Source organism: Aneurinibacillus aneurinilyticus ATCC 12856, from assembly GCF_000466385.1.
GTDB lineage: Bacteria > Bacillota > Bacilli > Aneurinibacillales > Aneurinibacillaceae > Aneurinibacillus > Aneurinibacillus aneurinilyticus.
In genome coordinates, this window is sequence record NZ_KE952868.1 from 1 (window position 1) to 20,837 (window position 20,837).

Below are 20,837 nucleotides of genomic sequence, written 5' to 3' on the forward strand. Positions count from 1 at the left end.
GAAGTGGGAGACTTCTTTCGGAGGGAAGTTAAAAGTCGTTCATTTTAGTCAGGAGGTAAAAGCACATGGATATTTTATCTACTATAGGCCATGTTATAGTATCCTATATATCTGTATATACCTTATCCATAATACTTGGAACAGGAGTACTCGCTTGGTTTGTTATATGGCTCTATCGGGAATGGCGTAAAGACGAAAGGGCGTATAAGCGTAACGCAGCATACATCAGGGAACGACAACGGAAAATGGAGGAATGGTCAAAAAGCTTTCAGGAGAAGCAGCAAAATAGCAGTTAATCAATCCCATTCAGTATATTAGTGTCTATAGAGTAACGCGCTGGACTGTTGTCAAATATACATGTCATTTCCACCAGGCGCGTCTTTTTTTATTTAACGAGAGGAGCCAGATAGGAGTTATATGCTTCACAACACCTCAAATTGAAACAATGCGGTCTGAATCCATTCTTGTGATCGTAAAGATAGTTTGCTTGTAGGGATCGCTTTAGGAGTGGCAGGAGCGGTCGGAAAAAGACACGCTGGCCTTTCTTCTGCCGAAGCGCAGGGCGCATCCACCCTCTTCCTTTTCCCGAATCTCCTCCTTCCAACCACCTGAACTTTTGTTACTACGTCAAGTGATTTCTATATAGGTTGAACAACTTGCGCTGTCAAAGTTATCCCGAATACGATTAATAACTAATATATCCTCTGGATTTTGTAGCAAACCAGCAGGAGAGGCACTTAATAGCTTTTCTTTTTGGCCTTCTCCCCATAATGCTCCAAAACATTCGATACCCGCTGCATTAGCGGCCAAAACATCTGTTGGCTGATCTCCTATATAGATACAATCCTCTGGTTTTATGTATAACTCGCTAATTGCTTTTAACAGCGGCTCAGGATTTGGTTTTGGCTCTTTGCAATCATCTAACCCTACAATAACATCGAAAAAAGGCAACAGTCGTGTGTTATGCAGCTCCTGTACAATATATCTTCTATACTTTGATGAAACAATTCCCATCGCTATCCCTCTAGCCTTTAATTCAGTCAACATCTCGTAAACACCGACATATTCCCGAATCTGGTGATTAATCATTTCATAATGTGTGAAGAATGAAAGGAGCACCTCTTTTTCTTGCCCTAAAAACCACTCACTTAAAATTTTCGTAATCGGCTTTCCAACCAAGTAGTCTTTTTCTTTATTGGTAAGCTCACGTTCCCTAATCGCTTCAATACAGGTACAACATGCTTGTATATACCATTTCTCACTATTATGCAGTGTACCATCCAAATCAAATAAAACAGTATTCATACTTCCCTCCAAAGCTAATCCCGTTTATCTTTCAGCCTTTCAAGAGCGTACTCTGTCGTGAGCGTAATATTATCTGGGATATCATCAATAGGAAACCATTGCACTTCTTGTAAAGCATGCGGCTCCTTATTCTGCACCTTACCATTAACAATGTGAGCAACAAAAGTAGGAGCGACCCAATGCACATTTTCCGATTGAATGATATGATTCGTAACACATAATAGTCGTTCAATCACAATATCTATGCCAAGTTCTTCGTTAATCTCACGTATTACGGCATTTTCTACTGTTTCCATATATTCTACTTTGCCTCCAGGCAAACTCCAGCAGCCAGCTTCCGGGGATTTTTTGCGCAATACAAGTAAGATACGGTTATTCTTATCTAGTATAACGGCTCCAACCCCGACTTTCGGTATTTTTTCCTTTTCCATTTTTGCGCCTCCAATACTCTAGCATGCTTTGTTATTTGTAAGTATATCAAAAACTTAAGATTTAAAAATGCAGTCTGATAAGTTCACCTGCCCGTTCGCTGAACCAAAATAAAAAGACCAGCTAACTAAAGCCAGTCTTCATTTACGTTATATATTATTTTAAATCACACAACCAAAAAACTCCACGCATATGTATGGTGGAGGCGGTGGGAATCGAACCCACGTCCGAAGACTCCGATGACATAAGCTTCTCCGAGCGCAGTTACCTGTGGTTGATTCGCCTACCAAGCTGCCAGGTAACCCACTACCTGATAGGCTAGTCTGATTAATCTCTTCCCTCAGCTCCAGACGGAAGCCTTAGGCGTAGTCCACTAAGGGTTGAGTCTTATTCCCGCCACATGGACGATGGAGAGATAAGACCGCTACTGCTTATTAGGCAGCTAAAGCGAAGTTGTTTTGTTCTTTAGCGTTTATATTTACGCTTGCGTTGTTTACGGAATCGCAACCCACCGGCTCGCTACTCATGCTCGAACCATCCCCGTCGAATCCAGAACGCCCCCATTATAAAAAGGGTCGCTCCTAGGAAACAGAGCATTCATAACCTGTTATTAAGTTATGTTCTTAGTATAGCATACCCGCACATATCATGCAACATGTATGCCAGATTTCCGTTCCAGCTTCTACCTATTCCTGTCTCGCAATGCGCGTTGCATCTCGCGTTGCGCATCACGCTGCTTAATCGATTCGCGCTTATCATAATTCTTTTTTCCTTTAGCCAGACCGATCTCTACCTTACAAAACCCGCCTTTAAGGTACAGACGAAGTGGCACAAGCGAATAACCCTGCATTTTTGTCTGTCCAAGAAGCTTGTAAATCTCGGAACGATGCAGCAGCAGCTTGCGTGTTCGAACAGGATCATGATTATAGCGGTTTCCTTGCTCATACTCGCTAATATGCACATTGTACAGCCATGCTTCGCCATTGCGAATACCTGCATACCCGTCCTTCAAATTGACCCGGCCTCTACGGATGGATTTAATCTCTGTTCCGGTAAGGACGACACCCGCTTCATATGTTTCTTCAATGAAATAATCGTGGCGCGCTTTTTTATTCTGCGCCAGCACTTTAATTCCTTCTTTACTCATCGCCAAGCGTTCCTCCGCCAACATTTTCTCGTATTTATACATAGTACCACAAAGCACCCACGATTAAAAAGTACGAATACGTAGGCCCGCCATGAAAATGAAGACGCGCATGGCTACCGTATGCGGTAATTGCCATGCGCTTCACTTTCGCTATTTTTTCTTTTTCTTCCGTACTGCTCTGGGAGCTGCACTCTTTTTGTTTTTCTTCTTCTCAGCCACTTCCATCCAGAATGGATTGGCTTTTCCTTTAGCCGGTTTTCCCTTGCCACGCTGCTTACGCTCGCTTTTCTGGGCAGGGATAACTTTAGCTTTGCGGCCCTCACCCCGGCTTGGCGCCTTGCTGCGCTTCAATCCGACCACTTCGAAGTCGATCGTATGATCATCTACATTCACTTTTACGACCTTAACGCGTATTTCATCTCCGATACGGAACATGCGACCTGTTCGCTGTCCGATTAAAGCATATTGATTCTCATGGAAATCATAGTAATCGTCCGTAAGATAGCTAATATGCACCATGCCCTCAATCGTATTCGGCAGCTCAATGAACATACCGAACGAAGCAACGCTGCTGACAATACCGTCGAATTCCTCATCCATATGCTGGAGCATGTATTCGGCCTTCTTCAAATCATCGGTTTCGCGCTCTGCGTCTACTGCATTGCGCTCGCGCTCTGATGACTGTTCAGCCACCTGCGGCATTTTTGCGTACCATTCTTCCATACGCTGCGGTGTAAATCCGCCTTTTTTCAGCGATTCGCGGATCATCCGGTGCACAATCAAGTCCGGATAACGGCGAATTGGCGATGTGAAGTGCGTATAGAATTCAGCCGCCAGACCGAAGTGTCCACGATTCTCGGCAGCATACTTCGCCTGTTTCATTGACCGCAGCATCACCTTGGAGATGACTGTTTCTTCCGGCGTATCTTTAGCCTGCTCAAGCAGCGTTTGTAGCGTGCGGGGATGAATGTTGGTCGATGTACCCCGTACAAAGTAGCCGAAATTTGTTACGAATTGAAGGAAGGTCTGCAAACGATCACTGTCCGGGTCTTCATGCACCCGATAAATGAAAGGCACATTCATCCAATGGAAATGCTCAGCTACTGTTTCGTTCGCCTTAAGCATGAACTCCTCAATAATTCGTTCAGAAACTGTACGATCCCGCATTCTCACTTCTGTTGGATTACCCTGTGCATCGACCATAATTTTAGCTTCGCCAAAATCAAAATCAATCGCGCCGCGTTCCATACGGAATTCGCGCAAACGTAGTGCCAGCTCTTTCATCGCTTCGAAATGCGGTACAAGCTCCCTATACCGTTCTTTTAGCTCCTCATCGTCTTCCTCAAGAATTCTATATACTTCCGAGTAGGTCATGCGTTCATTGGTACGAATCACGCTTTCATAAATTTCATGGTTTACAACATGGCCTTCATGATCAATTTCCATATCGCATGTCAGCGTCAACCGATCTACCTTCGGATTCAAGCTACAAATCCCGTTGGATAAGCGATGCGGCAGCATCGGAATTACCCTATCAACCAAATAAACACTAGTCCCCCGACGGAATGCCTCTATGTCTAATTCCGAATTCTCTTTCACATAATAGCTGACATCTGCAATGTGGACTCCAAGGCGATAGTTGCCGTTCTCCAGCGTCTCTATGGATACGGCATCATCCAGGTCTTTGGCGTCGGCTCCATCAATGGTGACCATGACTCGTTCGCGCAGATCGCGTCGTCCCTGAATCTCATCTTCGCTAATCGTATCCGGAACCGCTTCAGCCTCCTTCATAACCTCCTCAGGAAATGTCTCTGGCAAGCCGTACTTGCGGATGATAGAAACAATATCGACACCTGGATCATTCTTGTGTCCAAGAATTTCGACGATCTTTCCTTCAGGATTGCCTCGACCTGTCTCTGGATACCGTACAATTTCGACAACAACCTTATGCCCATCCACCGCTCCCAAGGATTCGCCTTTCGGAATAAAGATGTCCTTCGTAATTCGCTTATCATCTGTCATTACAAAACCATAATGCTTCTCATCCTGATAAGTGCCGACAATCGCATGATTTGCGCGTTCAACGATGCGTACAATTTCTCCTTCAAGGCGCGGTCCCTTCGCATTCCGATTAAGGCGTGCCAATACAATATCCCGATTCATTGCCCCATTCATATCATTGGCATGAATATAAATATCTGGCGCTCCTTCCTCCTCCGGAATAACGAATCCGAAACCTTTGGCATGTGCCTGCAATCGACCACGGATAAGATTCATCTTCTCCGGTACGCCGTACCGATTCGTGCGTGTACGAATAATTTGTCCCGTATCCTCAAGCTGATTAAGCGTTTTAACGAAATCCTTAAACGCATCGGACGATTCAATTTCAAATGCTTCTTCCAGCTCTTTGACTGTCATAGGACGACTTGCCTGCTCTCGCATAAAACGTAAAATATCTGCTTCTGTTGCCACGTCCGTCCTCTCCTTCACTTAAAATAAATATAGCTATTCTATACTTTACCAATAATCCTTTCCAGAAAATCAGCTGCATCGCGGAAAACATGTTCCCGTTCTTTATCAAGCGTGATGATATGTCCAGATTTATGATATCGTTTTATTTCTTTATAGTTTGAACCAATATGTGAATAAATATAATCGCCGCTCGCTGGCTCTATAGTCTCATCAATAGTGGATTGAACGACAAGTGCAGGCACCTTTACACGACCCATCTCTTTTTTAGTGAGGTTAATAAGGGTCCATAAGCTTGCAATGCAGGCAACGGGGCTGCGTTCATACGGAAATAGCTCTGATTCAATGTGCGCTGCCTTCGTATCGCCCCGGGGTATGTAAGGGCGAACGTAATGCACATACCTGGCCCAGCGGATTCGCTTGTCCCGTACATCCACTGGTGTATTCAGCAGAACGAGAGCAAAAGGATTACGATGATACGCAAGGCGCATGGTCAGTAGCCCCCCCATAGAAAGCCCGGCCACCGCAATCCGTTCACAGCCTTCCTCTTTTAAGCGGTCATATCCGTCCAGCGCACTCTGCCACCAGTCGGGCCAGCGAGTCCCGGCCATCTTCTCCGGTGTCGTACCATGCCCAGCAAGCAAGGGTGCATGTACCGTAAACCCAAGCTTATGAAAAAAGCGGCCCATTGGCTGCATCTCGGCCGTACTTCCGGTGAACCCATGAAGCAAAAGCAGCCCCATGTTGCTACCTAAATATAAAAATGTCTCTGGAGAGCGTGGCTTAGCTTTCATCAGACATTTCTCCTTTGCCAGCGCGTTGCGGAGAAGTCAAAAATTCGTCGATCAATTGAAGAAGCTGCGCCTGTTCGCAATCATGACAAATAATATGTTTCGATTCCGGGAGAATATGTAGGTGTTTTTCCGTCGAACGAATAGTGCGATAGATGTAGTCAGCGCTACGCGGTTCTACCAGGTCATCTTTGCCACCTTGGATGATAAGCGTCGGCGTTGTAACTTTCGGCAATTCCTGTTTCAATATTTTTACCAGATGACGGAAGTGAATAACCGCACGCGGCGGCGTGGAAGTCGCTTTATTCAAATAACGTCGATACGCTTCTTTGGCGTCAGTCGTCGATGTGAAATGTTTTTTGATAATCGTCGCGGCGTCTTTAAAAAGTTGGCGTGGATTAATATAGAACAGGCTGGCGCTTAACAGTACTAGCTTGTCTACCGGGTATCGGGCAGCCAGATGCGCTGCAATAAGTCCGCCCATGGAAAAGCCGACAATATATATGCGCTCACAGGTGAGCAACATATCCTGAAGCACTTCTTCTGCGGAACGCACCCAATCCTGCCATGTTACCTTATTGAGGGAGAGGTCATGCCCTTCATGTCCGGCAAGCACGGGGGTCTCGATTCGCCATCCCTGCCCTGCGAAATGACGGGCAACTGGCTCCACTTCATAAGGGCTTCCGGTAAACCCATGAATCAACAAGCAACCGATCATACGCATCTTCCCTTCTTCGAGATAAAGAAAAACAGCAAGCATTCCACTTGCTGTTTGCACCCATGTTTAAGCTGTCAATTATACGAATCTTCTTATGCGCGTAAGAAATACGCGACAGCGATAGATAGTAGCATAAAAAGCACTGCCAGAATTACCGTTATTTTATTTAACAGCGCATCAATGCCCCGCGCTTTTGCTTTTCCCATAATCTGTTCGGCTCCGCCTGCAATCGAACCGGAAAGACCAGCGCTTTTGCCGGATTGGAGCAATACGACTCCGATAAGCAAAATTGAAACAATTACAAGTACGATCTTGAGAAATACAGCCATTCTTCTTCCTCCCCAAAACGGAGCGATCCATTTTTAGTATTTGCCACCTATTAATGTACCATAAAGAAGAATTGTCTTCAAGATTGTCCCGATTCCTGTTTCCGGCATTCCTTACAGATACCTTCAAGCACAACTTTTGTCTCCAGCGGAGAATACTCCGTTTCGACTTCCGGCTCCATATGCAATGAAATTCTACCCGGTTCTATATCAATCAGCTTATCGCATACAACACAGTGAAAGTGATGATGCGGCTCCTCGGTAATTTCGAAGCGCGAGCGCTCATCCTGATAATGCTCATGTACCACCCCAAGCTCTTTGAGCGACTTTAGGGTATTGTATACTGTCGTGAATGACAGGGTCGGGAACTCATCCTGCATGAACTGGTAAATTTCCTCCGCCGTCGGATGATCGAGACGCATCAACACGTTAATAATAGCTAACCGCTGTACGGTAACGCGTCCCCCCCGTTCCTTAATCCGGGCGATGACTGTATCAATAATACTTCCGTCCATTGTCCGCCCCTCCTTTACCTTTTATCCCGCCTTAACGAGCAATAATCCCTCACATCAGGGTTTGAAGAAACCGAGAAAATTTAGGTGAAAGATAAATTGCTCCTAAAGGTCTGATACATTCAACTAACACACTGTGGGAATTGAAGAACCTTCCCTACGAGAAGATTCACTTTATTATAATATACTATCTGTAGAAAATCATTACAAATAGAACGAAATGTTAAGTAACAGCTATATGCTTCCTCGTTAGCGAATTTCTTATGCCTTCCTCAAGACAGCAAGCGATTAAGGAGCGAATGAAAAAGGCTGAATTTAAATTAAAAAAGCCCGTCTGTCCAAAGCAGCTTACCGCTCGCTAGGGACAGGCAGGTCTTTTTGATTGTACATTTATTTTTTTACATTATAAAATGCAGTACGACCTGCATATTTGCTAATATATGCTAGCTCATCTTCGATGCGGAGAAGCTGGTTGTACTTCGCAACACGGTCAGTACGGGAAGGTGCACCCGTTTTAATCTGACCAGCGTTAGTGGCTACGGCGATATCGGCGATGATGGAGTCTTCTGTTTCTCCGGAACGGTGAGAGATAACTGCTGTATAACCTGCACGCTTCGCCATCTCAATCGCATCAAACGTCTCAGTAAGTGTACCAATTTGATTTACCTTGATTAGTATAGAATTAGCAGTTCCCTGCTCAATGCCCTGAGAAAGGCGAGTCGTGTTCGTTACGAACAAATCGTCACCTACCAATTGCACACGATCACCGATGCGCTGTGTCAGCTTGTTCCAGCCTTCCCAATCGTCTTCAGCAAGACCATCTTCGATGGAGATAATCGGATATTTGTTTACAAGCATTTCCAGGTAGTCGATCATTTCATCTGTCGTTTTCGTAATGCCTTCACCGGCCAATTCATACTTTCCATCCTTGTACACTTCCGTTGACGCTACGTCGAGCGCAAGCATTACATCATCACCCGGTTTATAGCCTGCTTTTTCAATGGCAGCAATAATCGTTTGCAAAGCTTCCTCATTAGAAGACAGATTCGGCGCAAATCCACCTTCGTCACCTACTGCTGTATTTAGACCTTTTTCCTTCAACACAGCCTTAAGGTTATGGAAAATTTCAGCACCCATACGGAGCGCATGTGCGAAGCTTTCTGCACCTACTGGCATTACCATGAATTCCTGGATGTCCACATTATTGTCAGCATGGGCGCCGCCATTAAGAATGTTCATCATAGGAGTCGGCAATGTTTTCGCATTGAATCCGCCAAGGTACGTATAGAGCGGAACACCCATCGCTTCAGCCGCCGCGCGTGCAACCGCCATAGAAACGCCAAGAATAGCGTTGGCACCTAGCTTGCCCTTGTTCTCTGTACCGTCCATCTCAAGCAGCAGATTATCAATTCCCACTTGATCCAGCGCATCGAATCCTGCCAGCTCTGGAGCAATGATATTGTTTACGTTATCCACGGCTTTCAGTACACCTTTACCCAGATAACGGGATTTTTCACCATCACGTAATTCCACCGCTTCGTGAGCACCTGTGGAAGCGCCGGAAGGAACCATGGCGCGCCCCATAGCACCAGATTCAAGGTATACTTCTACTTCCACTGTTGGATTACCGCGGGAGTCGAGAACCTCGCGTGCGTAGATATCAGAAATAATGGTCATGTTTATTCATCTCCTTGTTAATATGTAGAATGTATCTTTATTTTAATATAACGGCTTGCCTGTCATTTCTTTAGGCTGTTCTATATTAAGCAGCTTTAGAATGGTCGGTGAAATATCGGCCAGAATACCGCCTTCACGCAGCTCCAAACCCCGCTTCGTTAGAATGAACGGAACCGGATATGTACTATGTGATGTAATTGGATTTCCTTTATCATCCAGCATAAGATCCGCATTGCCATGATCGGCGGTCACAAGGGATACGCCGCCTTTAGCGACAATAGCTTCGACAACCTTACCCACGCATTCGTCTACCGCTTCCACCGCCTTAATCGTCGGCTCCATCTTTCCAGAGTGGCCTACCATGTCACAATTGGCGAAGTTAAGAATGATAACATCGTGAACATCTTGCTCAATCTCAGCCAATAATGCATCCGTTACTTCATAAATGCTCATCTCTGGCTTCAGGTCATATGTCGCTACTTTCGGCGAGTTAATCAGAATCCGTTTTTCGCCTTCGAATTCAGCTTCACGGCCACCACTGAAGAAGAAAGTAACGTGCGGATATTTCTCTGTCTCTGCAATGCGCAATTGGCGCAGATTGTTCTGGGTCAGTACTTCACCTAGCGTATTATCAAGGTTTGCCGGCTTGTATGCAACATATCCCTGAACACTTTCGCTGAATTTGGTCATGCAGACAAAAAATAAATTTTTTGGCCGTTTCTCTCCACGATCAAAACCACGGAAGTCTTCGTTAGTAAACACCTGTGACAGTTGAATGGCACGATCAGGACGGAAGTTAAAGAAAATGACGCTATCATTGTCTTTTACCGTCGCAAGCGGCGTACCCTGTGCATCGGTAATTACTGTCGGCATAACGAACTCATCATATACGCTACGCTCGTACGATTCACGTACCGCTTCAATTGGATCCGTAAATTTTGGTCCTTCCCCATATACCATAGCACGATACGATTTTTCCGTACGTTCCCAGCGTTTATCACGGTCCATTGCATAGTAACGTCCTTGTACCGTCGCAATATGACCAACGCCGATTTCTTTTATTTTCTCCTGCAGTTCTTCAATATATCCAACCGCGCTATCCGGCGCCACATCACGTCCGTCCAGAAATGCGTGGATATAGATGCGTTCCAAATTCTCTTTTTTGGCCAGCTCCAGAAGAGCAAACAGATGGTTAATATGGCTATGTACGCCTCCATCCGACAGCAGGCCGTATAAGTGAAGCGCCGTATTGTTGTCACGCGCATACTGCATAGCGCGCAGCAATGTTTCATTCTCATAGAATGTGCCTTCATTAATCGCTTTTGTTACACGTGTCAAATCCTGATAGACAACGCGTCCTGCCCCTAGATTCAAGTGTCCAACTTCCGAGTTACCCATCTGTCCCTCAGGAAGTCCGACAGCGAGTCCACTGGCGCCAAGCAGCGTATGTGGATATTCGTTCCAGTATTTGTTGAAGTTCGGTGTCTTTGCCTGCCGAATGGCATTACCATAATCTTCTTCCCTGTACCCAAACCCGTCCATAATAATGAGTGCTACTGGTTTTGGTCGATTCATATTACTTCCTGCCTCCTAGCGCTCCTTCTAGCAATTGAAGAAAAGATTCCGGGGTCAGACTTGCCCCCCCAACAAGCGCGCCGTCGATGTCCGGCTGTTCCATATATGTGGCGATGTTATCGGGTTTAACCGAGCCGCCGTATTGGATGCGTACTTGTGCCGCTACTTGGGCATCAAATGCATCTTCCACTGTACCACGAATAAATGAGATTACATCCTGCGCATCCTCCGCAGAGGACGACTTGCCTGTTCCGATGGCCCAGATCGGTTCATAGGCGATAATAAGCTGCTTCGCCTGTTCACTCGATAAGCCTTCCACGGCCCGCAGCACTTGCTCACGCACCCATTCTTTTGTTTTTCCGCTCTCCCTTTGTTCGAGGTTTTCACCTACACAGACAATAGGAATTAATGTATGCGCGAATGCTGCTTTCGTTTTCTTGTTTACTGTTTCATCCGTTTCCGCGAAATATTCACGGCGCTCGGAATGTCCGATAATTACATACTGTACACCAAGATTTGTGAGCATACCTGGGCTAATTTCTCCTGTATAGGCGCCTGACTCTTCCCAATGCATATTCTGGGCTCCTACAGCAACCGGATATTCTTGAAGTTCCTGCACCAATACATTTAATGAGGTAAATGGGGCGCAGATAACAGTATCCACTTTCCCATCAGGCGAAAGTGAACGGACAACATGTGCAAATTCGCGCGCCTCATCTGTTGTTTTATGCATTTTCCAGTTTCCTGCAATAATAGGTGTTCTTTGCATTCTTATCTCAACTCCTTACTTATCTGCCAAGACTGCCACGCCTGGAAGCTCTTTTCCTTCCATGAATTCGAGCGAAGCGCCTCCACCTGTTGAAATATGCGTCATCGCTTCTGCTACACCCGCTTTTTCCACAGCAGCGACCGAGTCTCCGCCGCCAATAATAGTCGTACCCTTTACTTCCTTCAGTGCGTGAGCGATTGCATTTGTTCCTTCTGCAAATGTATCCATCTCGAATACGCCCATCGGTCCATTCCAGACCACAGTTTTGGACTCAAGGACGGCATTCTTGTACAGCTCAATCGTTTTGGGCCCAATATCAAGCGCCTGCCAGCCTCCCGGGATGGAATCTACACCCACTACTTTCGTATTGGCGTCATTTGCGAACTTATCCGCGATCACCACATCAATCGGAATAAGGAATCGTACGCCTTTTTGTCTTGCTTTTTCCATAAACGATTTGGCCAACTCTACTTTTTCTTCTTCAAGCAGAGAATCACCTACATCGTATCCTTCCGCTTTAATGAACGTATTGGAAAGACCGCCGCCTACAATTAAATTATCCACTTTCTCCAATAGGTTTTCAATGACGCCAATTTTATCCTTTACCTTAGCACCACCGATAATAGCGGTAAGCGGACGCTCCGGCTGGGAAATGGCTTTGCCCAGGAATTCGATTTCTTTTTCCATCAAAAAACCGGCGACCCCTTCAACATGCTGGGCTATACCTGCCGTCGATGCATGAGCGCGGTGCGCCGTTCCGAACGCATCGTTTACAAAAAGGTCTGCCAACGACGCGAATTGCTTGGCCAGCTCTTCATCGTTCTTTTCTTCGCCTGGATGGAAACGAACATTTTCCAGCAGCATAACTTCTCCATCTTGCAGCTTGTCGGCTTCCATTTTTACTTTATCACTATACACATCGTTCATTTTCTTTACCTGCTGGCCGAGAAGCTGGGAAAGACGAGCCGCTACTGCGTCTAATCTCAATTCCTCTACGACTTGACCTTTCGGACGACCAAGATGGCTAGACATGATGACACGTGCACCGTTCTGCATGAGGTATTCGATAGTCGCAAGCGCGGCACGGATGCGTGTATCATCCGTAATATGGCCTTCCTCCATCGGTACGTTGAAGTCGAAGCGGCAAAATACGCGCTTTCCTTTTACATCAACATCGCGAACAGACTTCTTGTTCATAACAGATAACCCTCCTATATCTCATGAAACCTTCATTCTTCTTCTACATCATAAGAACAGGTTTAGAATTAGAAATCAATACGGCTGGACCTTATTTCTAAAATTCCGACCATAGACCATGCAAGAAAAAAAGGGGGGACTATATACTCGTTCCCTCCCCTTTTTTTATCGTATAAGAAAGTATCGCTTGAAAAACGGGCGAGGCGTGTGCCAAACACTGCTTTTTTCCCTGTGGAGCACATGGCACAGCGGGCGAAAAAGACCGACAACGCCCGCGAGTTTTTCTTATAACCGTATTTATTTTAGCTGTTATGCACCTTTATTTGCAACATAATTCGTCTAATCTACCACACTTTTTCTTATTTATAGCCCTTTTTTGGCGACATAATCAATTAAATCTACCACACGATTTGAATAACCCCATTCATTATCATACCATGATACAACCTTGACCATATTACCCTCAATGACCATTGTGGATAATGCATCAATGGTAGAAGAATGCGGATCTCCATTATAATCACGTGATACAAGCGGCTCTTCGGAATAGCCAAGAATACCTTTTAGCTCATTCTCAGCCGCATGCTTTAATGCCTCATTAATCTCCTCAGCGGATGCGTTTTTATCCAACTCTGCCACCAGGTCTACTACCGATACATTCGGTGTAGGCACACGCATCGCAAAACCGTTCAGTTTTCCTTTCAATTCCGGCAATACTAGCGCAACTGCACGGGCAGCACCGGTAGAGGTAGGAATAATGGACATGCCCGCTGCACGAGCACGACGCAAGTCTTTATGTGGCAGGTCAAGAATTTGCTGGTCATTTGTGTATGCATGTACCGTTGTCATCAAACCACGGCGAATGCCGAATTTCTCCTGCAATACCTTCGCAAACGGGGCCAAACAATTCGTTGTGCAGGATGCATTGGAAATAACATGGTGGTTGGCCGGGTCGTATTTATCTTCGTTCACCCCAAGCACAATGGTAATGTCTTCATTTTTAGCCGGAGCGGAAATGATAACCTTTTTTGCACCTGCCTCCAGGTGTTTTGCCGCGTCTTCGCGTTTCGTAAAACGCCCTGTTGATTCTACAACAACGTCTACCCCCCACTCTTTCCATGGAAGATTAGCCGGATCGCGCTCAGCAGACACTTTAATTCTCCGATCCCCGACAACAATCGCATCCTCCTCTACACGCACATCCTCATGGTAAGTACCGTGTACGGAATCGTATTTGAAAAGATGGGCTAGTGTTGCGGCATCGGTTAAATCATTAATACCTACCACTTCCACTTTCGGATCCTGCAAAGCCACTCGCACTACGTTACGTCCAATACGGCCAAAACCGTTAATCGCAATCTTCGTCATAATTCATCCTCCTCTTTATATTTACAAAGCGTTCCGTAAAAGCAACGCTTATTCTCTACTTTCCAATAAAGCAAACATCTCTCGCACGGCAGCCTCATCGGTGACCAGTACATAATTTTCACGATTTCGAATATAAGACAAAATCGCTCTTGCCTTACTCTTACCACCAGCAATCGCAAGTATTGTATCAAGTGTATGAACATGTTCCATCTGCATACCTACCGTATTCATGCGGTAGACCATCTCGCCAAGATCGTTGAAGTAATAACCGAAAACCTCAGAGACAGCGTTTTTCTCCTTTAGTATGTGGACAATGTCCTCACTCAAACCACGCCTATACGACATTTCTTCTGCTTCGCCGATTCCATGTACAAGCACCCTGGCTTGCTGAATCAAATCCAGCACCCCGGAAATCCCGGGATCTCGCTGAATATTGCGCAGTGTTTCTTCCTCTAAAATATCGGGTAAATGCAATAGACGATAGGTAGCCTCCAGATTGCGGGCCATTCGGACGGTGACTGTATTGGATTCAAGATCCACTTCTTCACCGAGTGCTCCCCGTGCCGGAACTAACGTTATGTTACTTGCTTCCGCCGTTGGCTGAACATAGTGAGCCATACGTGCGACCGAGCTTCCTCCGGCGACTGCAATCACCATATTATCGGTCAATATGCGAGACATCTCTCCTGCAGCCTGCCTTGCCATATCATCCTTTGTCCATTCGCTCTCATCCGCATCGCCTGGTACAATAAGAACTTTCCGTACGGAAAGCCGGCTGGCTGCTTCTGTTTCCAGTAGACTTATTCCACCTACATCTTTCCAAAACGGATGAAACGCTTCAATCATATTCTCTCCATCTGGTGTGACAAACATCCCAGTACGGTTAGAATCAATAAGCTGTTGCTCGCGCAAAAATTCAACCTCCCGCCGGATAATCCTTTCCGTGCTCTGCATTACTTCTGCAAGCACACGTCGGCCAACCGGCTGCAATAAGCGAATTTGACGCAGTACCTTATAGCGGTTTTCGATGATGGTAACAACCTCAGGAGCCATTCGTTGAAGTAATGAGGTCCAGTTTGAGCCAGTCAACATCTTCACCTTCCTAGGGACAAAAAAAGTCCCTATAAGTTATTTTATGTCCCATCAATCGTATAAAAGAATGCCTGCATTAATACAGGCACTTTATTGTCGATATTTACTATATCAAATTTTTTCACTTTTTTCAAGAAAGCCTATCAGAGCGCAGCTCTAATTCACGGCGTAGCCACAACTCTGTGACTTTAGAAACGAATGTCTTCTCCCCATCAATATAAATCACAGGAATAAGATGTCCATATGCTTCCTCTAAAGATTTGTCCTGTGCAATATCTACCATTTCCACTTCAATCGGATAATCTTTTGCCGTCCGTTCAACCTTCTCCTTCGCTTTGTCGCATAATCCGCATCCTTCTCTTGTGTAGATCGTAATGCGAAACGGCTTACGTTGTATTCCCATACGCCTTCCCTTTCTTTGTTCAAACATAAAAGTGTGTTTTGCGCCAAAAAACACACTATTCTAATTAAAAGCGCTTCCGTTTTGATGAAGAATCAATATTTAATTCTTCCCGATATTTTGCCACAGTACGACGGGAGATTTCGATGCCTTCTTTAACAAGTAAATCCGTAATCTTCTGATCAGAAAGAGGTTTCTTCTTGTCCTCCGCGTCCACCATTGCCTTAATCTTCTCTTTAATGGTTACTACAGAAGAAGCTTCTCCCCCATCAGCCCGGTTCAAGCCGGTTGTAAAGAAATACTTCAATTCAAACAATCCGCGCGGTGTCTGTACGTATTTGTTGCTGGTCGCCCGGCTGATTGTAGATTCATGCAAATCCACCTTCTCGGCAATATCACGAAGCGTCATCGGCTTCAAGCCTGTGATCCCCTTCTCGAAAAAGCTTTGTTGTTCTTCTACAATTGCTTGCGTAACTTTATATAGTGTCATCCGGCGCTGTTCAATGCTACGAATGAGCCAGAGCGCGGAATTAAGTTTATCTTGAATATAACGTTGTGCAGAGTCAGCCTCATTCTTCTGCAACATTTGTTGATAAAAACGATTAATCGTTAAATTTGGCATGCTGCCTTCATTCACCATGACGACATATTCATTCTCCACTTTCTCTACGGTAACATCCGGCACAATATAGCGGGGAGTTCCCTGCGCGAACTCAGCACCCGGGCGCGGGTTCAAGGTGCGCAAATAGTCAGCCGCCTGCTGTACCTCCTGTGGTGTAGCACCTAAAGAGGTAGCGATTTTCTGATAGCGTTTCTCCGCCAGATCCTCCAAGTGGTATTCTACAATAGCAATCGCCAGCGTATGCTCTTCCGGCTCATCTCTTAGCTGAAGCAAAAGACATTCCGCAAGCGAACGGGCGCCTACTCCAACAGGATCCAGCGCTTGCAAAAGCCAAATCATCTCTTCAATTTTTTGGGTATCCGTGTTTAATATATCTGCCGCTTCCGTCTCTGTAATTGTCAAGTAACCGTTTTCATTGAGGTTTCCGATAAGGAAGTTCAGAATGCGCTTCTCAAGTGGCGTCACATTCTTCAGCATGGACACCTGCTCCAGTAGATGTTCCTCTAATGTCGTTCCTCCTGCAGAGATGAAATTAAACGGATCGTAATCCTGCGCCGGTACGCTCCCACGTTGATAATACGTCTCATCCCCTGTAGCATTGGCTCGAATATAATCTTTCCAGTCAATATCGTTTTGCTTGTTCGTCTCTTTTTGCATAGTCGAATCCACAGATGACATCTCTCGTGCTGTTTTCTCGGACAAATCAAGAATCGGATTCTCTGTAGCTTGCTGACGGAGAAAATCAAGCAAATCGACGGCAGAATATTGAAGAATGGTTATTGCCTGTCGCAATTCAGGTGTCATGACTAACTTCAATGTCTGCTGCTGGTATAAACCGAACCCCATTTGCATCGGGCATCACCTTCTTTTCTGTAAAACTTTTTTTCTCTTAGTTTTATTATATAACAATTTACAACAAATTTCGCTAGCAAATATCCTGCCAATTACAAAAAATGATATATGGGACATATTTACTCTCTTTTTACCTACATAATATAGGACTTTCGCTGTTCCATAACATAATGAATTATCTTCTTATCCATTGAAAAAGAGCGAAAGCTTCATACGCTTCCGCTCTTCTCTATCTATTTTACAATCCGTCTCGCTCTGTAGCTTCGTTGGTGCGATAGACTACACGTTTTTGCACTTGTTATATCCTGCTCGCATTTCGCACTTCTCTTTATACAGTAGCATGAAACGAACGATTGCGGGTACAGGGACGATCGCATCCTTCTTGCTGACAGACCATCATCTGCTCAAGCGTGCATTCGAGATGACTGACAGAACGTTTTGCGAACACAATCGGCACATTGCGTTTCTTAGCGTCCGCTTTAACCCGTTTGGCCAGGTTGTGATTTATGTAATCCGTAAACACGATGACCCCCTTGACTAACTGCGGCAACGAGTAATTTTGATCCTTTTTCTTTCTTCCTGATACATGAATAAGCTCCCCGTCCAGTTTTTCTTCCAGCAGCGCGTTAATGTTTCCCAATCTGTCCGCGCCAATCACTACGTACGCCACACTCTGTCCCTCCTTTATGTGTCGCTCTTTTATTTTCTTGTCCTTATCTTATCCTATTTGATAAAGATTATCAATATCATTTGTGTTAAATTACACTTGATCTTTTGACAGGGTAGCAGGAGTGGATGCGCCCTGCGAGCCGACAGAAGAAAGGCGGGCGTGTCTTTTCTTACCCCCCGCCACAAAAATGTGTCCATTTATCAAATAAGATGTATCAAGGGTGTTGATTATCCAGTATAATCCAGAGTAGATCGCCACCACACCGTGCCCCAAACGGGCGTCGGTTCGTCTCCCGCCCCGAAGCGTAGAGGACCGCTTTTTGCCCCAGCCAGGCGGGACCGCAAGGCCACTTTTTACCCCAGCCAGGCGTGAAGATGTATATAAAAAAGAGACAGCATATCTGCCGTCTCCTTCTTCTTCCGTCTAATTTCAAAGATGCTCTTGAAAGAATTTAGCTGTTATCTCAAGCGCTTCAAGAAATTCTGATGTATCCTCCTTATGCGGATGCACCATATTAAACGTATGGCCTGCTCCGTCAACCCAGTAAAGAATAGCCTGTTTTGCATGTTCTTTTAGGCTTGCTGCACCTTTAACAAGCCGTGCGAAATCTTCCCGCCCTTGCACGATAAGCAAAGGGACATCCATCTGTGCTACACAATTGAGCAAGTCATACTGTCTAGCATTGGCATCTATATCGTCAAAAACAATCTTTTCAATCGGCATCTTCTGTCCCGTTCGACCATTTACTACATAACCGGTACCCTCTTCTTCCGCCTGCTTGCGTACATCGCTTCCGAAAATATCTACATGTGCAATACCGTTCCAGGTTACCACTGCACGCAGAACATCTGGATAGGAAGAAGCATATAGAAGGGTGTCGCCGCCACCTTTACTATGGCCCATCATTCCAATGCGATACGGGTCCATACGATTTGCAAGCGGCAGACCGCTATGCTTAATCTGCTGCACAAGAAAATCGAGATCGCCCAGCTCCTGCTGGTATGTATTACGACCGAATCTTTCAAGTTCAGTAAAGTTCTCCAAATCTTCCCCAACCCCGTTGCCAGAGAAGTTGAACGTAATAGCGGCAAATCCCTGTTCCGCTAAATATTCTCCAATGCGCGGAAACATGCCCCAATCTTTAAAGCCTTTAAATCCATGGCAAACAATCACGACGGGTTTTCGGCTGTATTCCTGCGTGTCGTCTTTAATAAAAATATCGCCGCGAATCGTCAATCCTTCTTCTCTTACTAATGAAAACGATTGTTTCAAGAAAATCCCCTCGCGTTCGGTTTGGAATTTAAGCGAAGTGATCCGGGGTAATCTCCGGGTCGCTATAGTCAAGCAGCGCGCCTGCTTCCCGAATGTGGAGTACATGTCGGTTATATACGATGGATTGCCGCCCTTCCTCGCATGTTTGAAATACAAATGCCCGGTTTTTTAACGTATAAAGAATGTGCCCTACGGCGCATACGATTTCCCCATCCAAATCGCTGTACTTTAATTGTACCATTTTTCCGATATATTCATCATATTGCATCATTAGTCATGACCCCTTTCACGTTGATAAATACATAGTTATGCTGAATTTTGTTTATTATTACACACTTTTTTATATTATGCTTCGTTTTCGACAAAGGTTCCGGGAAAGTCGTATAAGTCGACAAACTGAACAATTGCAGGGCAGGCTTCGCTTGTAAATATAGAATATGCAGAAGAGAACATACGACTTTTTTAGCAATGTTATGCGGTCAAACTTCGTTTACCGTGATTAATTTATGGGAAAAAAGCATATAACTGAAGAGAGTATAGTACGGAGGTTTTTATTTGACCTTTTTTGACCTTTGTTGTACTATATAGATACAATTACGAGAGGAGGAAATATCAGTGAACTTAATTCCCACAGTCATCGAACAAACGAATCGCGGTGAAAGAGCATACGATATCTATTCTCGTCTTCTAAAGGACCGCATTATTTTCCTTGGCACAGGTATCAATGATCAGGTAGCTAATAGCGTAGTAGCCCAACTCTTGTTCCTGGCAGCCGAGGACCCTGATAAAGACATCAGTCTGTACATCAATAGCCCAGGAGGTTCGATTACCTCGGGTATGGCCATCTATGACACTATGCAGTTCATCAAACCGGATGTATCAACAATTTGTGTAGGTATGGCTGCTTCAATGGGCGCATTCCTCCTGACAGCCGGCGCGCCCGGAAAACGCTATGCACTTCCGAACAGTGAAGTTATGATTCATCAGCCACTCGGCGGCGCACAGGGGCAGGCATCCGACATCCAAATCGCTGCCACTCGTATCCTGAAGATGCGTGATTCCCTGAACCGCATCATTGCCGAACGTTCTGGCCAACCACTCGAACGTGTGGAAAAAGATACGGACCGCGATTATTTCATGAGCGCACAGGAGGCACAAGAATACGGCCTTATTGACCGTGTAATCGAAAGTCTGAGTAAAAAGGATCCTGACGTTCTATAAAATCAACCTATGATTGGCGGGGGCTTTCTTTATCTCCCGCTGATGCACGAGCTTGGGAACGGCTGCCCGAAACATAGCGCATTTGCAATGAAAAAACCAGCAGAATCGACTGCTGGTTTTTCCTTATTCTACTCTTCTCGCTGTACCATCTGTGCAAGGCTTTTTACAGCCTCTTCAGCGTCAGAGCCTTCGGCTATGATTGTAATTTCTACGCCGCTTCCAACGGCAAGGCTCATTACACCCATGATGCTTTTCGCATTTACCTTTTTGTTATCTCTTTCGATAAATACATCCGCTGCATAGCGATTCGCTTCCTGGACGAAAAAAGCAGCCGGCCGCGCTTGCAGACCAGTTCTTAAATTGACAACAACGCTTTCCTGCGCGTGCATGTATGCTTCCCCACCCTCTACAAACTGAATTTGTTT

Annotated in this window: 22 protein-coding genes and 1 other RNA gene; 2 read left to right on the forward strand and 21 right to left on the reverse strand. The window is 45.3% G+C overall.

The features are described 5' to 3' along the window. Positions 1–65: 65 nt before the first annotated feature. Positions 66–296 carry a hypothetical protein gene (locus HMPREF0083_RS19900; RefSeq protein ID WP_021623518.1) on the forward strand — a complete coding sequence of 77 codons (231 nt, stop codon included), beginning with the start codon at positions 66–68 and terminating at the stop codon, positions 294–296. A gap of 331 nt (positions 297–627) precedes the next feature. On the opposite strand, the gene HMPREF0083_RS19905 is transcribed toward HMPREF0083_RS19900, so the two are convergent. The 20 genes from HMPREF0083_RS19905 to HMPREF0083_RS28290 all read right to left on the reverse strand — a co-directional run bounded on the left by HMPREF0083_RS19905 (position 628) and on the right by HMPREF0083_RS28290 (position 19,462). Then, on the reverse strand, positions 628–1,305 hold the full coding sequence (locus HMPREF0083_RS19905) for an HAD family hydrolase (protein WP_021623520.1): 678 nt from the start codon (positions 1,303–1,305) through the stop codon (positions 628–630). A gap of 14 nt (positions 1,306–1,319) precedes the next feature. Further along, positions 1,320–1,736 (reverse strand): NUDIX domain-containing protein, encoded by a 417-nt coding sequence (locus HMPREF0083_RS19910; RefSeq protein ID WP_021623521.1) that lies wholly within the window; start codon positions 1,734–1,736, stop codon positions 1,320–1,322. Positions 1,737–1,931: 195 nt separating this feature from the next. Continuing rightward, positions 1,932–2,296, reverse strand: a transfer-messenger RNA (tmRNA) gene (gene ssrA / locus HMPREF0083_RS27450). A 120-nt stretch (positions 2,297–2,416) separates the two neighbouring features. Then, positions 2,417–2,881 (reverse strand): SsrA-binding protein SmpB, encoded by a 465-nt coding sequence (gene smpB, locus HMPREF0083_RS19915; RefSeq protein ID WP_040304061.1) that lies wholly within the window; start codon positions 2,879–2,881, stop codon positions 2,417–2,419. A 150-nt stretch (positions 2,882–3,031) separates the two neighbouring features. After that, on the reverse strand, positions 3,032–5,353 hold the full coding sequence (gene rnr, locus HMPREF0083_RS19920) for a ribonuclease R (protein ID WP_040304051.1): 2,322 nt from the start codon (positions 5,351–5,353) through the stop codon (positions 3,032–3,034). A gap of 38 nt (positions 5,354–5,391) precedes the next feature. Then, entirely contained in the window at positions 5,392–6,144 is a 753-nt protein-coding gene (locus HMPREF0083_RS19925; RefSeq protein ID WP_021623524.1) for an alpha/beta hydrolase, read from the reverse strand. Beyond that, entirely contained in the window at positions 6,134–6,919 is a 786-nt protein-coding gene (locus HMPREF0083_RS19930) for an alpha/beta hydrolase (protein WP_245191360.1), read from the reverse strand. Before HMPREF0083_RS19930 ends, HMPREF0083_RS19925 begins: the two co-directional genes overlap by 11 nt. Before the next feature lie 32 nt (positions 6,920–6,951). Next, a complete protein-coding gene (gene secG / locus HMPREF0083_RS19935; protein WP_021623526.1) occupies positions 6,952–7,188 on the reverse strand; it encodes a preprotein translocase subunit SecG in 237 nt (78 codons plus the stop codon). A 77-nt stretch (positions 7,189–7,265) separates the two neighbouring features. Further along, the gene (locus HMPREF0083_RS19940) at positions 7,266–7,700 is read right to left on the reverse strand and encodes a Fur family transcriptional regulator (RefSeq protein WP_021623527.1); all 435 of its coding nucleotides are present in this window, start codon (positions 7,698–7,700) and stop codon (positions 7,266–7,268) included. Between the two features lie 387 nt (positions 7,701–8,087). Further along, positions 8,088–9,374: a phosphopyruvate hydratase gene (gene eno, locus HMPREF0083_RS19945; protein WP_021623528.1), complete on the reverse strand. Its 1,287-nt coding sequence runs from the start codon at positions 9,372–9,374 to the stop codon at positions 8,088–8,090. A gap of 42 nt (positions 9,375–9,416) precedes the next feature. After that, positions 9,417–10,949, reverse strand: a complete 1,533-nt coding sequence (gpmI, locus tag HMPREF0083_RS19950) for a 2,3-bisphosphoglycerate-independent phosphoglycerate mutase (protein WP_021623529.1) — start codon at positions 10,947–10,949, stop codon at positions 9,417–9,419. A 1-nt stretch (position 10,950) separates the two neighbouring features. Beyond that, on the reverse strand, positions 10,951–11,718 hold the full coding sequence (gene tpiA / locus HMPREF0083_RS19955) for a triose-phosphate isomerase (protein WP_021623530.1): 768 nt from the start codon (positions 11,716–11,718) through the stop codon (positions 10,951–10,953). 15 nt (positions 11,719–11,733) lie between these two features. Then, entirely contained in the window at positions 11,734–12,915 is a 1,182-nt protein-coding gene (locus HMPREF0083_RS19960) for a phosphoglycerate kinase (protein WP_021623531.1), read from the reverse strand. A gap of 363 nt (positions 12,916–13,278) precedes the next feature. Continuing rightward, on the reverse strand, positions 13,279–14,286 hold the full coding sequence (gap, locus tag HMPREF0083_RS19965) for a type I glyceraldehyde-3-phosphate dehydrogenase (RefSeq protein ID WP_148316026.1): 1,008 nt from the start codon (positions 14,284–14,286) through the stop codon (positions 13,279–13,281). Between the two features lie 45 nt (positions 14,287–14,331). After that, positions 14,332–15,375, reverse strand: a complete 1,044-nt coding sequence (locus tag HMPREF0083_RS19970; RefSeq protein WP_040304055.1) for a sugar-binding transcriptional regulator — start codon at positions 15,373–15,375, stop codon at positions 14,332–14,334. 130 nt (positions 15,376–15,505) lie between these two features. Then, positions 15,506–15,778, reverse strand: coding sequence for a glutaredoxin family protein (locus HMPREF0083_RS19975; protein WP_040304057.1), 273 nt, complete (start codon positions 15,776–15,778; stop codon positions 15,506–15,508). A gap of 64 nt (positions 15,779–15,842) precedes the next feature. Next, positions 15,843–17,249, reverse strand: coding sequence for an RNA polymerase factor sigma-54 (rpoN, locus tag HMPREF0083_RS19980; protein WP_021623536.1), 1,407 nt, complete (start codon positions 17,247–17,249; stop codon positions 15,843–15,845). A 328-nt stretch (positions 17,250–17,577) separates the two neighbouring features. Next, positions 17,578–17,919: a DUF2325 domain-containing protein gene (locus HMPREF0083_RS19985; protein WP_021623537.1), complete on the reverse strand. Its 342-nt coding sequence runs from the start codon at positions 17,917–17,919 to the stop codon at positions 17,578–17,580. A gap of 429 nt (positions 17,920–18,348) precedes the next feature. Further along, the gene (locus HMPREF0083_RS19990) at positions 18,349–19,191 is read right to left on the reverse strand and encodes an alpha/beta hydrolase (RefSeq protein WP_021623539.1); all 843 of its coding nucleotides are present in this window, start codon (positions 19,189–19,191) and stop codon (positions 18,349–18,351) included. Positions 19,192–19,219: 28 nt separating this feature from the next. After that, on the reverse strand, positions 19,220–19,462 hold the full coding sequence (locus HMPREF0083_RS28290) for a hypothetical protein (protein WP_021623540.1): 243 nt from the start codon (positions 19,460–19,462) through the stop codon (positions 19,220–19,222). Between the two features lie 338 nt (positions 19,463–19,800). On the opposite strand from HMPREF0083_RS28290, the gene clpP reads away from it, so the two are divergent. Continuing rightward, the gene (gene clpP / locus HMPREF0083_RS20000; RefSeq protein ID WP_040304059.1) at positions 19,801–20,412 is read left to right on the forward strand and encodes an ATP-dependent Clp endopeptidase proteolytic subunit ClpP; all 612 of its coding nucleotides are present in this window, start codon (positions 19,801–19,803) and stop codon (positions 20,410–20,412) included. Positions 20,413–20,540: 128 nt separating this feature from the next. Here the strand turns inward: clpP and HMPREF0083_RS20005 are convergent, their stop codons facing one another. Then, positions 20,541–20,801 (reverse strand): HPr family phosphocarrier protein, encoded by a 261-nt coding sequence (locus HMPREF0083_RS20005; protein ID WP_040304066.1) that lies wholly within the window; start codon positions 20,799–20,801, stop codon positions 20,541–20,543. Positions 20,802–20,837 lie beyond the last annotated feature (36 nt).

Bases quoted from the DNA above. Each gene is read 5' to 3' on its own strand.
- HMPREF0083_RS19925 (WP_021623524.1), bottom strand. From the start codon at position 6,144: ATGAAAGCTAAGCCACGCTCTCCAGAGACATTTTTATATTTAGGTAGC.
- HMPREF0083_RS19905 (WP_021623520.1), bottom strand. From the start codon at position 1,305: ATGAATACTGTTTTATTTGATTTGGATGGTACACTGCATAATAGTGAG.
- HMPREF0083_RS19940 (WP_021623527.1), bottom strand. From the start codon at position 7,700: ATGGACGGAAGTATTATTGATACAGTCATCGCCCGGATTAAGGAACGG.
- HMPREF0083_RS19970 (WP_040304055.1), bottom strand. From the start codon at position 15,375: ATGTTGACTGGCTCAAACTGGACCTCATTACTTCAACGAATGGCTCCT.
- HMPREF0083_RS19900 (WP_021623518.1), top strand. From the start codon at position 66: ATGGATATTTTATCTACTATAGGCCATGTTATAGTATCCTATATATCT.
- rpoN (WP_021623536.1), bottom strand. From the start codon at position 17,249: ATGCAAATGGGGTTCGGTTTATACCAGCAGCAGACATTGAAGTTAGTC.
- eno (WP_021623528.1), bottom strand. From the start codon at position 9,374: ATGACCATTATTTCTGATATCTACGCACGCGAGGTTCTCGACTCCCGC.
- HMPREF0083_RS19910 (WP_021623521.1), bottom strand. From the start codon at position 1,736: ATGGAAAAGGAAAAAATACCGAAAGTCGGGGTTGGAGCCGTTATACTA.
- tpiA (WP_021623530.1), bottom strand. From the start codon at position 11,718: ATGCAAAGAACACCTATTATTGCAGGAAACTGGAAAATGCATAAAACA.
- secG (WP_021623526.1), bottom strand. From the start codon at position 7,188: ATGGCTGTATTTCTCAAGATCGTACTTGTAATTGTTTCAATTTTGCTT.
- HMPREF0083_RS19975 (WP_040304057.1), bottom strand. From the start codon at position 15,778: ATGGGAATACAACGTAAGCCGTTTCGCATTACGATCTACACAAGAGAA.
- gpmI (WP_021623529.1), bottom strand. From the start codon at position 10,949: ATGAATCGACCAAAACCAGTAGCACTCATTATTATGGACGGGTTTGGG.
- HMPREF0083_RS20005 (WP_040304066.1), bottom strand. From the start codon at position 20,801: ATGCACGCGCAGGAAAGCGTTGTTGTCAATTTAAGAACTGGTCTGCAA.
- smpB (WP_040304061.1), bottom strand. From the start codon at position 2,881: ATGAGTAAAGAAGGAATTAAAGTGCTGGCGCAGAATAAAAAAGCGCGC.
- HMPREF0083_RS28290 (WP_021623540.1), bottom strand. From the start codon at position 19,462: ATGATGCAATATGATGAATATATCGGAAAAATGGTACAATTAAAGTAC.
- HMPREF0083_RS19960 (WP_021623531.1), bottom strand. From the start codon at position 12,915: ATGAACAAGAAGTCTGTTCGCGATGTTGATGTAAAAGGAAAGCGCGTA.